Raw genomic sequence first — 14,803 nt, 5'->3', positions numbered from 1 at the left:
GGTTTGGGGGGCGGTGATTCGAGGGCGCGATATTATCAGCAGGGCCCCGGGCGGGCAAACCATTGCGCGCTTTTTGAACAGCCGCCGCGGACCCCGGTGAGCCACCGGTGAAACCTTCCCCGCAGCGGGCGCTGGCGGATTTGCTGGCCGAGGTGCGCCGCTGCCGCTACTGCGCCGATCGCCTGCCTTTGGGGCCGCGGCCCGTGCTGCGCGCCAGTGCGACAGCGCGACTGCTGATTGTCGGCCAGGCGCCGGGCACCAAGGTGCATGCCAGCGGCATACCCTGGGACGACCCCAGCGGTGACCGCCTGCGCGACTGGCTGCAGCTGGACAAGGCGGCTTTTTACGACGAATCGCGTATCGCCATCATGCCCATGGGCTTTTGCTACCCGGGGCGGGGCAAATCCGGCGACCTGCCGCCGGACCCGGCCTGCGCGCCCAAATGGCACGGCCCCCTGCTGGAGCACATGCCCGCCATTGAGCTGACCCTGCTGGTGGGCAACTACGCCCAGCAGTACTACCTGGATGCGCCCCGGCTCTCGCTGGCCGAGCGGGTCCAGCGCTGGCGCGACTTTGGCCCGCACTGGCTGCCGCTGCCCCATCCCTCGCCGCGCAATAACCTCTGGCTGCGGCGCAACCCCTGGTTTGAGGCCGAAGTCATTCCCGCCCTTCGCAAGCGGGTTCGCGCGCTCAAATTGAAGCAATGAATTGAGTCTTTAATTTAGGCCATTGATACGCAATGGACAGTTCCGCCCTTGCGCCGGCGCCCGCCATTTCTGACACTAGGCGGCCACCCCTCGCCCCCTGACAACGCAAGGACACAGCATGGACCTGGTTACACCGGAAAGCGTCGGCCTGGATGGCCGCCAACTCAGTCGCGTGGGGCAGCACCTGCGCCAAGCCTACATCGAGCCCGGCAAAATCCCTGGCAGCATCACCCTGGTGGCCCGGGCCGGCCGGGTCTGTTACCTGGATATCGCTGGCCAGCGGGACCTAGCCCGTGGCGAGCCCATGGCAGAGGACACGCTCTTTCGCATCTACTCCATGACCAAGCCCGTCACCTCCCTGGCGCTGATGACCCTCTACGAGCGCGGCCTGTTTTCCCTGGATGACCCGGTGCACCGCTTTATCCCGGAGTTTCGCCACTTGCAGGTGCGCAAGGCCGGTTCCTTCCCCCTGTTTGAGACGGTGCCCTGCCAGGGGCCGATGACCATCCGCCACCTGCTGACTCACACCTCGGGCCTGACCTACGATTTCCTGCGCGAATCCAACATCGACTACGCCTACCGCAAACTGCAGGTGGGCAACCCTGCGCCCGGCTATACCCTGAAGGGCATGATCGACCAGCTGGCCCAACTGCCGCTGGAATTCTCCCCCGGCCAGCGCTGGAACTACAGCCTGGCTACCGACGTGTGCGGCTACCTGATCGAAGTGATCAGCGGCAAGCCGCTGCCGGAGTACCTGGAGGAGGTGATCTTTGGGCCCCTCGGCATGGTCGACACCACCTTCAACGTGCGGCCCGAGCAGCTGCCGCGCTTTGCCAGCTGCTACGAGCGCAACCTGAAAAAAGAACTGGTGATGAACGACGATGGCCAGAGCAGTCGCTTTGCGGATCGCGAGTTCTACTCCGGCGGCGGCGGTCTGTTGTCCACCGCCAGCGATTATTACCGCTTCTGCCAGATGCTGCTGAACGGTGGCACTCTGGACGGCCAGCGTATCATCGGCAGCCGCACCCTGGACTTCATGACTCGTAACCACCTGCCGGGGGACGTGGACCTGTCCCAGTTTGCTATTGGCAGCTTCAGCGAAACGGGCTACGAGGGCGTGGGCTTTGGCCTGGGCTTTGCCACCAAACTGGACCCGGTGGCCAACGGCTATCCCGGCTCCGCCGGCAGCTTCTTCTGGGGTGGCCTGGCCAGCACTCTGTTCTGGGTGGATCCGGCGGAGGACCTCACCGTGCTGTTTTTGACCCAGTTGATGCCCTCCAGCACCTTCAACTTCCGGGGGCAACTGGAGGCCATGATCTACGCGGCGCTGGAGTAAAAATCCTGCCTGCCTCCGGGCGCAATTTGGTGATATGACCAGTTTTGGCCAAAAAACCAGCTATCAGTATTGATAGTGAGAATGAATCGCAATAGCTTTCGCTCAGGATAACGAAGGCGATGGGGTCGCAAGCCCAACTCGCCGCAACCTGTGGGGAAGTCACATGCAACAACGCATTCTTGTGCTGGCGCTGGCCGGCCTGGCAACACCTGTTATGAGCGCGCAAACGCTGGAAGAGCTGACTATCGTTGGCAGTCGCGATGCCGTGCGTGAGCTGCCCGGCTCCGCCGCACTGGTGGACAACGAGCAAATCCGCATCGAGGCGGCCAACGATATCAACCAGCTGCTGAAAACCGTGCCTGGCATTTATATCCAGGAGGAAGACGGTTACGGCCTGCGGCCCAACATCGGCATTCGTGGCGCCACCTCCGAGCGGGCGTCAAAAGTGACGCTGATGGAGGATGGGGTGATGATTGCCCCGGCGCCGTATTCCAATCCGGCGGCTTACTACTTTCCGACCACCCTGCGCATGCACAGCGTGGAAGTGCTCAAGGGCGCGCCCCTGCTGCGCTATGGCCCCCAGACTACCGGTGGCGTGATCAACCTGGTGTCGACCCCAATCCCGCAGGAGAACCAGGGCAGCATCAGTTTCCGCTACGGCGAGAACAATGAAACCGACCTGCTGGCGTCGTTCGGCGGCCGCGCCGGTGACTTCGGCTTCCTGCTGGAAACCGCCCAGCGCCGCAGCGACGGCTTCAAGGACATTGACCGCAGCAGCCGCGACTCCGGTTACGACATCCAGGACTACCTGCTGAAACTGGGTTGGGAAGGCGAGCGCCAGAGCCTGCTGTTCAAGGCCCAGTACTCCGAGGAGACCTCCGACGAGACTTACCTTGGCCTGACCGACGCCGATTTTGACCGCGACCCCAATCGCCGCTATGGCCTGTCCAGCATCGATGAGATGGACAACGATCACCAGGGCTACAGCCTGGTGTACCGGCTGGCGCTGAATGAGCGGGTCAACCTGACGGCCACGGGCTATTACAACGAGTTTGCCCGCGACTGGTTCAAACTGGGCGGCGGTGGCAGCCTTGTGAGCGCCGCCAACGGTGGCGACGCAGAGGCCCAGGGGATACTCGATGGCACTGTGGATGCCTTGGGACTGGCCTACAAACACAACAACCGTGAGTACGAATCCCGCGGCGTCGATCTGAACTTCGACCTCGACCTCGGCGCCCACCAGGTGGCCGTCGGCGGCCGCCTGCACGAAGACGAGATGGACCGCTTCCAGCCGGAGGAGATTTACGACCAGATCAATGGCCAACTGGTGTACGTGGAGACCGAGGCCGCCACCGGTAGCGACAACCGGCTGGAAGAGGCGGACGCCACCAGCCTGTGGCTGGTGGACACCTGGCAGGTAAACCCGGTGATGGAAGTGAACCTGGCCCTGCGCTACGAGGACGTGGAATCCAGCCGCCGCCAATATGCCACCGAAGATCGCAGCGACAGCCCCAGCCGCCGCAGCAACAACAGCGACGAATGGCTGCCCGGCGCCTCCTTCACCTATGAATTGGGCAACCACTGGCAGCTGCTGGCGGGTGTGCACCGGGGCTTCTCGCCCCTGGGTGGCGGCGCGGTGGACAACGAAGAGCCCGAAACCAGCGTCAACTGGGAAGCCGGCTTTCGCTACAACGGCGACTGGTTCCTGGAAGTGATCGGCTTCTACAGCGACTTCGACAACAAGACCGAGAACTGCTCCAACGCCAGCCCCTGCAGCAATGGCGATACCTCCGGCTCCTTCAACACTGGCGAGGCGCTGATTCAGGGCGTGGAGCTGCAAGTAGGCGCCGCCCTGGACGCCGGCGGCATCAGCATCCCGCTGAACCTGATGTACACCTATACCGACGCCACCATCAGCGAAGACAACCCCACCGAGGGCTTTGAGGACGGCGACCAGCTGGCCTCGGTGCCGGAAAACACCCTAAGCCTGCGCGCCGGCCTGGAAACCGCCATGGGCTGGAACAACTACGTGGTGGCCAAGTACATCGACGAGATGTGCATGGACATCGGCTGCAACAATGGCGGCAGCCGCTTCGACCGCAGCGAAGACCTGTTCGTGATGGACTTCATCAGCCGCTTCGAATTCAACCCGCAGACCGCGGTGTACCTGAAAATCGAGAATGTGTTTGACGAGCAGGCCATCGTCTCCCGCCAACCCGACGGCGCCCGGCCCAACAAACCGCGCACGGCATCGGTGGGGGTGGAGTGGGTATTTTGAGGGCGGTGCCCAGGCTGCCGGCGCGGCGTGGGCCTGTACCTGCCCACCGGGCTAGCTTGCAGGAGCCTCTGCTGTGACGGCTGCCTCGGCGGCGCGAAATGCCTGCAGGCTGGCCAGCGCCAGCACCGCTGCCGCCGGGCAGACCAGCAACGGCAGCAATGCCAGTGACTGGTTGAGCGCCTGTTCGTCCTGAAACAGGAAGTCGGTTAGCGCCGCCACCGCCGTGGGGCCCAGCGCCAGGCCGAAAAAGTTGGTGCTAAACAGCAGCAGGGCGGACACCTGGGCCCGCATGGGGTTGGGAGTGATGAACTGCAGGGCAGCCACCCCCACGCCATAGTAGGCGTTCAGGCAGAACACAATGGGCGCCGCCGCAGCCAGGGCCAGCCCGGCCGAGGGCGACAGTGGCCCCAGGCTGGCCGGCACAATCCACAGCAGGGCAATCAGCCCGATCAGCCGCACTGGCGCATCGGCATAGCCGCGGCGGTGCAGCGGCTCCACGCACCAGCCCGCCGCCAGTGTGCCGATGCTGCCGGCCACCAGGAACAGGGTGCCGAAGGTGCTGCCGGCGTTTTCCCGGGCCATGCCAAAGCTGCGTATCAGGTATTCCGGGTACCAGGCCATGGTGCCGTAGCCGAGCACCGCCAGCAGCGACAGCGGCCCGATAATGCCCAGGTAGGCCAGCCAGTGCCGCCGCATTTGCCGGCCTACCTCGGCCAAGCTCGCGCCGGTATCCGGGCCGGCGGGCAGGGCACCGCGCCGCGGCGGTTCCTTCAACAGCAACAGCAGCAGCGTCAGCACCAGGCCCGGTGCACCCACCGCGATAAAGGTCATCTGCCAGGGGGAGACCGCGCCGAACAGCGGCAGGCGCAGCTCGCCCATGCCGGCAAACCAGGCATAGGCCGCGCCGCCCAGCACGTAGGCCAGGCCGCCGCCTAGGGTAATGCCCAAGCTGTAGATGGCCAGGGCGCGGGCCAGCTTTTCCTTAGGGAACAGGTCGCTCAGCAGTGAAAAAGCCGCTGGCGACAGCGCCGCCTCACCTACGCCCACGCCAATGCGTGCCATAAATAGCGTGCCAAAACTGCGCGCGGCGCCGCACAGGCAGGTCATCAGGCTCCACAGGAAAATGCCCACGCTGATAATGCGCACCCGGTTGTGGCGGTCGGCCAGGCGGGCAATCGGCAACCCCAGCACAATATAGAACATGGAGAAGGCGAAGCCGTGCAGCAGGCTGTACTGGAAGTCGCTGATGGCAAACTCGTCGCGGATGGGGCCAATCAGCACCGCCATCACGTTGCGATCGACAAAGGACAGGATGTAGGCCAACAGCAGCAGGGCCAGGGCGTAGTGGGCCTGGCGGGAGTCGGGGGTATCGCGGGTCACGGGGCGCTCCTTGTTCTTGTTATAGCGGTGGCGCAGTCCGGATTCAGGCAGGCTTATAGCGGATGGCCGTAATGTAGAAGTGGCGCTCCCCGGTGGGGCTGCGCACGGTCACCTCGTCGTCCAGGGCGCGGCCCAGCATGGCCCGGGCCATGGGGGAGTCCATGCTCAGCTTGCCGGCGGCCAGGTCGAACTCGTCGGGCCCGACAATGCGCCATTGCTGTTCCTCGCCGGCCTCGTCCTCCAGGGTCACCCAGGCGCCAAAGTACACCTTGGCGGTATTGTCCGGCGCGCGGTCCACCACCTTCAGCTCGTCCAGGCGCTTGTTCAGGAAGCGCACCCGGGCGTCGATCTCCCGCAGGCGCCGCTTGCCGTAGATGTAATCGCCGTTCTCGGAGCGGTCGCCATTTTTGGCGGCTTCGTGCACGGCCTGGGTCACAGTGGGGCGCTCGATCTTCCACAGCTGGTGCAGCTCCGCCCGCAGGGCGGCCTCCCCCTCGGGGGTGATGTAGGTGGAGCCGCGGCGGCGTGGTGGTCGGTATCTGCTCATGGCGGGCATTCTAATTCCGGCTTGTACTTTGGTGCCAGCGCTTGCCTTCCTCCCGGGGGAAGGTTTTAGCCTGTGGTTGACCAACATCAGGAGTGTACACATGCCACAACCTCAGGACCCCGCCGTGACCGCCCGGCAACTGAGCTGCCCCCAGGGCGCATTGGCCGATGCCACGGCGCAGCGCATGGCTCGCGCCAATGCCGGCCTGATTGACTCGGCACTGGCCTGGCTTGGCCCGCAAGACGGAGAGCGCCTGCTGGAAGTAGGGCCGGGTGGTGCTGAGCATCTGGAGCGGCTGCGGGCCCGGGTGGCGAACATCCACTACACAGGCCTTGATATCTCCCCGGCAATGGTGGCGCGGGCCCGGGGCAGCCATGCCGGCCTGGTCGCCGCCGGCGAGGCCGACTTTCGACTGGGCAGCTCCCACGCTCCGCCCTTTGCCAGCGACACCTTCGACCGGGTGCTTTGCGTCAATACCCTGTATTTCTGGGCGCGCCCGCTGGACCACCTGCAGCAGCTGCGCCGCTGCCTGCGCTTCGGAGGAGCGCTGTGCCTGGCTTATGGTGATGCCGGCTTCATGTCCACCTTGCCTTTCACGCGCCACGGTTTTCGCCTTTATGACGCCGCGCAGGGCATCTCGATGCTCCAGGCGGCGGGGTTCGCCGCTATCGACCACCAGGTTTACCGGGAGGCGGGTGAGAGCAATAGCGGCGAGACGGTGCAGAAGGTCTTCCACCTGCTGCGTTGTTTGGCGCCGGGGCCGGCTTGAGGCGAGCTGCCGCCGGGCACTGCCACCGGAGGGCAAAACCCGTATAATGGCCGCCCATTTTTTGACCCGCAGAGGCCGTCATGATTGACGACAAGCTGTTGAGTATCCTGGTGTGCCCGGTGAGCAAGGCGCCCCTGGCGTACGACCGCGACAAAGAAGAACTGGTGTGCAAGGCCTCTGGCCTGGCCTACCCGGTGCGCGACGGCATTCCGGTAATGCTGGAGAGCGAGGCCCGCCAACTGACCGCCGACGAAAAGCTCGGCTGAGGGGGGAAGCATGTCAGACACCATCTTCGGCAAGATCATCAGCGGCGAAATTCCCACCGATTTCGTCTACGAGGACGAACACTGCGTGGCGATCAACGACATCCACCCGCAGGCGCCGGTGCATGTGCTGGTGATCCCGAAAAAGCCCATCGTCAAGCTGTCCGACGCCGAGCCCGACGACCAGGCCCTGCTGGGGCATTTGATGCTGGCCGCCGGCAAGGTGGCCAAACAGCTGGGGGTGGGTGATGCCTTCCGCCTGATCGTCAACAATGGCAGCGGGGCGGGGCAGACGGTGTTCCACCTGCACCTGCACATCCTGGCCGGCTCGACCCTGGCCGAAGCGCGCATGCTGGGCTGAGCCCGCACCTTAAATCCGGTAGAGATCCCCTATGAAGACCGTAGCGATACGCGAAGCTTTCCTGAGTTACTTTGAGCGCCAGGGCCACACCCGTGTGCCTTCCAGCTCACTGGTGCCCGGCAACGACCCGACCCTGCTGTTTACCAATGCGGGCATGAACCAGTTCAAGGACACCTTCCTTGGCAACGACCCGCGCCCCTACAACCGCGCGGCCAGCAGCCAGCGCTGCGTGCGTGCCGGCGGCAAGCATAACGACCTGGAAAACGTCGGCTACACCGCCCGCCACCACACCTTCTTCGAAATGCTGGGCAACTTCAGCTTTGGCGATTACTTCAAGCGCGACGCCATCCGCTTTGCCTGGCAGTTCCTCACCGAGGAGCTCAAGCTGCCGAAGGAACGCCTGTGGGTGACCTGCCATATCTCCGATGACGAAGCAGAGCAGATCTGGATTGACGACATAGGCTTTCCGAAAGAGCGCATCTCGCGCCTGGACGAAGACAACTTCTGGCAGATGGGCGACACCGGCCCCTGCGGCCCCTGTTCCGAGATTTTCTACGACCACGGTGAGGACGTGCCCGGCGGCCCCCCCGGCAGCCCCGACGACGACCTGGATCGCTACATTGAGATCTGGAACCTGGTGTTCATGCAGTTCAACCGCGACAGCAGCGGCGAAATGCACCCGCTGCCGGCGCCCTCGGTGGACACTGGCATGGGCCTTGAGCGCATCGCCGCGGTCATGCAGGGCGTGCACAGCAACTACGAGATCGACCTGTTCCAGGCCCTGATTCGCGCCGCCGCCAAGGTGCTGGGCGTGAGCGACCTGGAGCACAACTCCCTCAAGGTCATCGCCGACCACATCCGCTCCTGCGCCTTCCTGATCTGCGACGGCGTAATGCCCGGCAATGAAGGCCGCGGCTATGTGCTGCGCCGCATCATTCGCCGCGCCATTCGCCACGGCAACAAGCTCGGCGCCACCGGCCCCTTCTTTTACCAGCTGGTAGCTACCCTGGCCGAGCAGATGGGCGAGGCCTACCCGGAACTGGTGAAGCTGCAGCCCCAGGTGGAAAAGGCCCTGCTGAACGAAGAAGAGCAGTTTGCCAAAACCCTGGACAACGGCCTGGCCATCCTCAACGACGCACTGGAAGGCTTGCAGGGCAGTGAGATTCCCGGTGCCGTGGTGTTCAAGCTGTACGACACCTATGGCTTTCCGGTGGACCTCACCAACGACATTGCCCGCGAGCGCGACCTGACTCTGGACATTGCCGGCTACGAAGCCGCCATGGCCGAGCAGCGCAGCCGTTCCCAGGAAAGCGGCAGCTTCAAGGTGGATTACAACGACGTATTGAAGCTGGAGGGCAGCACCGAATTCACCGGCTACGACAGCCTGGTGGGGCAGGGCAGCGTGACCGCCCTGCTGAAGGATGGCGAACCCGTTGGCGCACTGGGCTGCGATGACACTGGCGTCGTGGTGCTGGACCGCACGCCCTTTTACGGCGAATCCGGCGGCCAGGTGGGCGACACCGGCTACCTGAGCGCCGATGGCCTGCGCCTGGAAGTGCACGACACCACCAAAGTGCAGGGCCACCACCTGCATCATGTAAAAGTGCTGGAAGGGTCCGTGGCGACCGGCGCCACCTTGCAGGCAGCGGTGGATGGCAGTGTGCGCCAGCGCACCCGCCTCAATCACTCCGCCACCCACCTGCTGCATGCGGCCCTGCGCCAGGTACTGGGCGAGCATGTCACCCAGAAGGGCTCGCTGGTGGACTCCGAGCGCCTGCGCTTTGATTTCTCCCACTTCGAGGCCGTCAAGGCCGACGAACTGAAAGCCATCGAGCAGTTGGTGAACGCCCAGATTCGCGCCAACACCGCCGTATCCACCCGCCTGATGAGCATGGAGGCCGCCATGGAAGCCGGCGCCATGGCCCTGTTCGGCGAGAAATACGGCGACGAAGTGCGGGTGCTGGCCATGGGCGAGGACGACTTCTCGGTGGAACTGTGTGGCGGTACCCACGTGGCGCGCACCGGTGATATCGGCCTGATGCGCATCACCTCGGAATCCGGCATTGCCTCTGGCGTGCGCCGCATCGAGGCGGTTACCGGCGCCGGTGCCCTGGCGGCCATCGCGTCGGTGGACGAGCGCCTGGCGCAAGTGTGCGACGCCGTCAAAGGCAACCGCGACAACGTGGTTGCCAAGGTCGGTGCCCTGCGCAATGAGGCTCGCGAGCTGGAAAAAGAAGTCGCACGCCTCAAGCAGAAACTGGCTACCTCCGCCGGCGGTGACCTCACCAGCTCCGCCGTGGAGGTGGACGGCGTGAAAGTGCTGGCCGCCAACGTGGAAGGGGCGGATGCCAAATCCCTGCGCGACACGCTGGACCAGGTCAAGAACAAGCTCGGCAGCGGCATCATCCTGCTGGCCGCGGTGGACGGCGACAAAATTGCCCTGGCCGCCGGCGTCACCAAAGACCTCACCAGCCGCGTGAAGGCCGGCGACCTGATGAAGGAGTTTGCCGGTCGCCTGGGCGGCAAGGGCGGCGGCCGCCCGGACATGGCCCAGGGCGGCGGCACCGATGTGGCGGCCCTGGCCGATACCCTGAACACCGTGCCCGACTGGGTGGCGGCTACACTGGCGGGCTAAAGCGGACCCTCATCCCATTTCGCACTATTGCCGGTTTTCACGGGCGTCCTATTGGTGTTAAATGGCGCCCCTTTGCCACCCGGGCCCAGAACGAGCGCATGAGCCTGATCGTACAAAAATTCGGCGGAACCTCTGTCGGCACCATCGAGCGCATCGAGCAAGTGGCCGACAAGGTTGCGCGTTTCCGCGGCGACGGCCACAGCGTGGTGGTTGTCGTGTCGGCCATGAGCGGCGAAACCAACCGCCTGATTGCCCTGGCCCACGAAGTGCAGGACCGCCCCGTGCCCCGGGAACTGGACGTGCTGGTATCCACCGGCGAGCAGGTGACCACCGCCCTGTTGTCCATGGCCCTGAACGAGCGCGGCGTGAAGGCCAAAAGCTACAACGGCAGCCAGGTGCGCATCCTGACCGACGATGCCCACACCAAGGCCCGCATCCGTGACATTGACGACGAGCGCCTGCACGCCGAACTGGACGAAGGCTACGTGGTTGTGGTGGCCGGCTTCCAGGGCGTGGACGAGCAGGGCAACATCACCACCCTTGGTCGCGGCGGCTCCGATACCACCGCAGTGGCCCTGGCGGCGGCGCTGAAGGCCGACGAGTGCCAGATCTACACCGACGTGGACGGCGTATACACCACCGACCCGCGTGTGGTGGACGGCGCCCGGCGCCTGGACCGCATCACCTTCGAGGAAATGCTGGAAATGGCCAGCATGGGCTCCAAGGTCCTGCAGATTCGCGCGGTGGAATTTGCCGGCAAGTACAACGTTCCGCTGCGGGTTCTGCACAGCTTCCAGGAAGGCCCGGGCACACTGATTGCGCTGGAGGACAGTTCGCAAATGGAAACCCCGACAATTGCAGGCATTGCCTTCAATCGCGACGAAGCCAAGCTGACCGTCGTCGGTGTACCCGACATGCCGGGCATCGCCCACCGCATCCTGGGCCCCATTGGCGATGCCAACATCGAAGTGGACGTCATCGTCCAGAACGTGGCGGACGACAAAACCACCGACTTCACCTTCACCGTGGCCCGCGGCGACCTGACCCGCGCCCAGGACGTGCTGAAGCAGGTGGCCGAGGACATCAACGCCCGCGAAGTGCGTTCCGACAGCAAAATCGCCAAAGTCTCAGTGGTTGGCGTTGGCATGCGCTCGCACGCCGGTGTTGCCAGTCAGGCCTTTGCCGCGCTGGCCGAAGTTGGCATCAATATTCAGATGATCACCACATCCGAAATCAAGATTTCCGTGATCATCGAAGAGAAGTTCCTGGAGCTGGCGGTGCGTGCATTGCACTCATCCTTTGGCCTGGCCAAGGAACCTCAGGACCAATCACCTGCCTAACACCCCGGGTAGGTGGTCGACGAAAGTGACAGTTTTGCTATCTTGGGAAACTGAACTACAACTAAGTTTATGACCAAACAGATTTGCCCCGCGTCACCCGGATCGGTGCCGCGGCATATGTTGCGTTACACCCACAACCCAACAGGCACAAGACTGGAGAAAAGGACATTATGCTGATCTTGACACGCAGGGTTGGAGAATCACTGATGGTGGGCGACGACATTACCGTCACCGTCCTCGGTGTAAAGGGCAACCAGGTGCGAATCGGCGTCAACGCGCCCCGAGATGTGGCCGTTCATCGCGAAGAAATTTACAACCGCATTCAGGACGGCGGCGAAGACGAGCCGAAAAAAGAAGAATCTTCCAGCTGAACTCGCCGCAACACTTTGAATTTACAGCCGTTGTGGTATCATGCCGCGCCTGTGTTGGAGGTCTGACAGCCCCCTCAACATAGACACCCCGGAGAGCTGGCCGAGTGGCTGAAGGCGCACCCCTGCTAAGGGTGTATAGGCTTATCCCCTATCGAGGGTTCGAATCCCTCGCTCTCCGCCATACAGGCCCCAATCAGTTGATAGCTTCAATTGATTGGGGCTTTTTCGTATCTGGCTTCCCATATCCCCTCCCATACTTTTGGAGCCCTACCGGCTCTACCCCATAAACTGGGGACGGGCATCAATCCGTAGCAGATGGGTAATAGTGGTGGTGCGCATCGAGACGGTCCCGGCAATCTGACAATGTCAGTAGCGATGCTACGCAGGCCTGCCGAAAAGCACCCCTCGGATTCCGACAATATGTCGACGAAAGACGCCACGTGTCCGAAGGGTTGTGTTGTAAGCTGGTCTCGGACCACTGAGAGTCATCAATGAGAGGCGTATCATCAGGTGCCACGAGGGGAGACGGGCTGCGATTCTTCCTGTGGCGTGGTGAAAATATGCTCACTCAGTAATGGTGTCTGTTGGGGGTGAATGCGCTGGTTCATTGACTTCGTCGAGATCGAGCGTGTCGTGAGTCCGCTTGATGACATAGGCCTGGATGTCGTGGGAGTCCTGCTCGCTGAGGATGCTGGCGAAGGACACCATGCCGGCGTTGGTGAGTAGGCCCTCAAGGACGATCCGGTCCCACAATTTGTGGGTCGCCTTGTTAGTATAGCGCAGGTCTGGAAGCACACCGCCACTCACGACCGCGTCGCCATGGCAGGCGAAGCAGGTGCGGTGGTAGAGCGCCTTGCCCCGGGCAACCTGCTCTTCGCTCGCCGTGTTGGCAGGCGGGTCCAGGATCTTTTCGACAGGCGGCAGTTCGGGCAGTGCCTCCTTGCCGCCCAGTTTGAACGCCAGTACGCGGCTGACATTGCGGTTGGCGGCGTTGCCGTCCTCAAAGGCGCCGCCCTGCACCAGCGGCATAGACCCGCCCCAGCCAGCAAGTACGGTAATATACTGCTCGCCATTGACGGTGTAGGTGATTGGGGGGGCTACGATGCCGGTTTGCGCGGGGAATGACCACAGGCGCTCGCCGCTATCGGCGCGATAGGCCACCAGGTCACCCTCACCGTTCCCCTGAAACAACAGATTGCCCGCAGTGGAAACCACACCGCCATTCCAGGGTACCTTGTGGCGAACTGTCCAGGCGGGACCGCTCTTTACCGGATCCCAGGCTATCAGCAGCCCCTTCAGGGTCGCTTTGGCGGCCTGACGTGCCACCGGATCCTCGGGCCAGGAGACTTTTTCGCCATCCACACCCACATTCACACCGACACTCAAGAAGCGGAAGTTCTCCTCTATAACGTAGGGGAAGCTGGAGTCGAGAGCGGGGATATAAACCAGGTTGTTGCCAGGGTGATAACTCATCGGCTGCCAGGTGTGCGCGCCAAAGGTACTGGGCTGGCCCATGAACATCTCGTCCGTGTAATAGGCTCGGGGGTCAATGTCCGGGCGTCCCGTTGCAGGGTCGAAGCCCCTGATCCAGTTGACGGTCACAAAGGGATTCCCGGAGATGAACTGCCCTGTCTCCCTGTCGAGTACATAGAAAATGCCATTCTTGGGCGCCTGCATGATGACCTTGCGCTCGACACCGTCGATTTTCAACTCGGTGAGGATCATGTGTTGGGCGGAGGCGTAATCCCAACTGTCGCCCGGCGCTGTCTGGTAGTGCCAGACATACTCGCCCGTGTCCGGGCGCAGGGCAATGATGGAAGAGAGGAACAGGTTGTCGCCTCCGCCGGGGCTGCGCAGCTTGCGACTCCAAGGTGAGCCATTTCCGGATCCGATGTACAGCAAATCGAGTTCTGGGTCGTAGGACATGGAATCCCATACGGTGCCACCACCGCCATTTTTCCACCACTCGCCACCGGACCAGGTCTTGGCAGCCATTTCCAGGGCAGGATTTTCAAAGGGTTCATCGGGATTTCCAGGTACCGTGTAGAAACGCCAAGCCTGGTCCCCAGTGTCAGCGTTGTAGGCGGAGACGTATCCCCGGACGCCCATTTCTGCGCCACCGTTGCCGATGATCACTTTGTCCTTGACCACTCGCGGAGCACCGGTAATGGTGTAGGGAGGTTCGGTGGGCGTAGTCTGCACAGACCACGCCAGTTCGCCGCTGTCGGCCTCAAGCGCGATCAGACGGCCATCAAGGGTACCTACGTAGACACGTCCTTTCCACACAGCGACACCGCGATTGACCACGTCGCAGCAGGCTTTTGCGCCTGTTGCTGGCGGCACTTTGGGATCATACTCCCACAGCAGTTCTCCATTGGCGGCGTCCAGGGCGTAAACCCGGCTCCAACTTCCGGTGAGGAACATCTTCCCGTCTACGACGACCGGGGTGGCTTCGAGGCCACGGTGGGTTGGCAGGTCATAATGCCAGGACAGACCGAGATTGCGCACATTTTCGGTATCGATCTGGGTGAGTGGGCTGAACCGTTCCTCATCGTAGGTGCGACCGTGGCTCATCCAGTTGCCGGGTTCACTGTCAGCATTGATGATGCGTTCTCCATCCACATAGGCTGGCGCTTTCGCAGCCGTCGGTGCGGTAGCGGTGGCCGCAGCGACAGATGGCTTGCCGGCCGTACTGACCGACTCATCGCGGGCACAGCCGAAGGCGCACAGGCCTGCGAGCAGTAGTACGCTGGCTGTGCCAAGTTGACGATCGTTCGGTTGGAAAACAGGGCAGAGTTGCTTCCTGGTCACGGAAT

The 14,803-nt window shown here is 63.1% G+C and carries 12 protein-coding genes and 1 tRNA gene; 10 read left to right on the top strand and 3 right to left on the bottom strand.

Annotated features, from left to right (window positions below; all coding sequences use genetic code 11):
* The first annotated feature begins 107 nt into the window (after positions 1-107).
* The 3 genes from DDZ17_RS04415 (at position 108) to DDZ17_RS04405 (ending at position 4,321) form a co-directional block, all read left to right on the top strand.
* The gene (locus tag DDZ17_RS04415) at positions 108-707 is read left to right on the top strand and encodes a uracil-DNA glycosylase family protein (protein ID WP_241505779.1); all 600 of its coding nucleotides are present in this window, start codon (positions 108-110) and stop codon (positions 705-707) included.
* A gap of 118 nt (positions 708-825) precedes the next feature.
* A complete protein-coding gene (locus DDZ17_RS04410; RefSeq protein ID WP_116364695.1) occupies positions 826-2,043 on the top strand; it encodes a serine hydrolase domain-containing protein in 1,218 nt (405 codons plus the stop codon).
* Positions 2,044-2,206: 163 nt separating this feature from the next.
* A complete protein-coding gene (locus tag DDZ17_RS04405) occupies positions 2,207-4,321 on the top strand; it encodes a TonB-dependent receptor family protein (protein WP_116364694.1) in 2,115 nt (704 codons plus the stop codon).
* 51 nt (positions 4,322-4,372) lie between these two features.
* Here the strand turns inward: DDZ17_RS04405 and DDZ17_RS04400 are convergent, their stop codons facing one another.
* Together DDZ17_RS04400 and greB are read right to left on the bottom strand one after the other, a co-directional pair.
* The gene (locus DDZ17_RS04400; protein WP_116364693.1) at positions 4,373-5,701 is read right to left on the bottom strand and encodes a spinster family MFS transporter; all 1,329 of its coding nucleotides are present in this window, start codon (positions 5,699-5,701) and stop codon (positions 4,373-4,375) included.
* A gap of 43 nt (positions 5,702-5,744) precedes the next feature.
* Positions 5,745-6,248 carry a transcription elongation factor GreB gene (greB, locus tag DDZ17_RS04395; protein ID WP_116364971.1) on the bottom strand — a complete coding sequence of 168 codons (504 nt, stop codon included), beginning with the start codon at positions 6,246-6,248 and terminating at the stop codon, positions 5,745-5,747.
* A gap of 100 nt (positions 6,249-6,348) precedes the next feature.
* On the opposite strand from greB, the gene DDZ17_RS04390 reads away from it, so the two are divergent.
* The 7 genes from DDZ17_RS04390 to DDZ17_RS04360 all read left to right on the top strand — a co-directional run bounded on the left by DDZ17_RS04390 (position 6,349) and on the right by DDZ17_RS04360 (position 12,168).
* The gene (locus DDZ17_RS04390; RefSeq protein ID WP_157976434.1) at positions 6,349-7,017 is read left to right on the top strand and encodes a class I SAM-dependent methyltransferase; all 669 of its coding nucleotides are present in this window, start codon (positions 6,349-6,351) and stop codon (positions 7,015-7,017) included.
* A gap of 80 nt (positions 7,018-7,097) precedes the next feature.
* Positions 7,098-7,283 carry a Trm112 family protein gene (locus tag DDZ17_RS04385; RefSeq protein WP_116364691.1) on the top strand — a complete coding sequence of 62 codons (186 nt, stop codon included), beginning with the start codon at positions 7,098-7,100 and terminating at the stop codon, positions 7,281-7,283.
* A gap of 10 nt (positions 7,284-7,293) precedes the next feature.
* Positions 7,294-7,641, top strand: coding sequence for a histidine triad nucleotide-binding protein (locus DDZ17_RS04380; RefSeq protein WP_116364690.1), 348 nt, complete (start codon positions 7,294-7,296; stop codon positions 7,639-7,641).
* 31 nt (positions 7,642-7,672) lie between these two features.
* Positions 7,673-10,276: an alanine--tRNA ligase gene (alaS, locus tag DDZ17_RS04375; protein ID WP_116364689.1), complete on the top strand. Its 2,604-nt coding sequence runs from the start codon at positions 7,673-7,675 to the stop codon at positions 10,274-10,276.
* A 98-nt stretch (positions 10,277-10,374) separates the two neighbouring features.
* On the top strand, positions 10,375-11,616 hold the full coding sequence (locus DDZ17_RS04370) for an aspartate kinase (protein WP_116364688.1): 1,242 nt from the start codon (positions 10,375-10,377) through the stop codon (positions 11,614-11,616).
* Between the two features lie 170 nt (positions 11,617-11,786).
* Positions 11,787-11,987 carry a carbon storage regulator CsrA gene (gene csrA / locus DDZ17_RS04365; protein ID WP_116364687.1) on the top strand — a complete coding sequence of 67 codons (201 nt, stop codon included), beginning with the start codon at positions 11,787-11,789 and terminating at the stop codon, positions 11,985-11,987.
* 90 nt (positions 11,988-12,077) lie between these two features.
* Positions 12,078-12,168: transfer RNA gene (locus DDZ17_RS04360), tRNA-Ser, on the top strand.
* Positions 12,169-12,551: 383 nt separating this feature from the next.
* On the opposite strand, the gene DDZ17_RS04355 is transcribed toward DDZ17_RS04360, so the two are convergent.
* A complete protein-coding gene (locus DDZ17_RS04355; RefSeq protein ID WP_241505778.1) occupies positions 12,552-14,798 on the bottom strand; it encodes a PQQ-dependent dehydrogenase, methanol/ethanol family in 2,247 nt (748 codons plus the stop codon).
* Between the last annotated feature and the right edge of the window lie 5 nt (positions 14,799-14,803).

The organism is Parahaliea mediterranea, assembly GCF_003402235.1.
Taxonomy (GTDB): domain Bacteria; phylum Pseudomonadota; class Gammaproteobacteria; order Pseudomonadales; family Halieaceae; genus Parahaliea; species Parahaliea mediterranea.
This window is presented reverse-complemented; position numbering and strand designations above follow the sequence as displayed.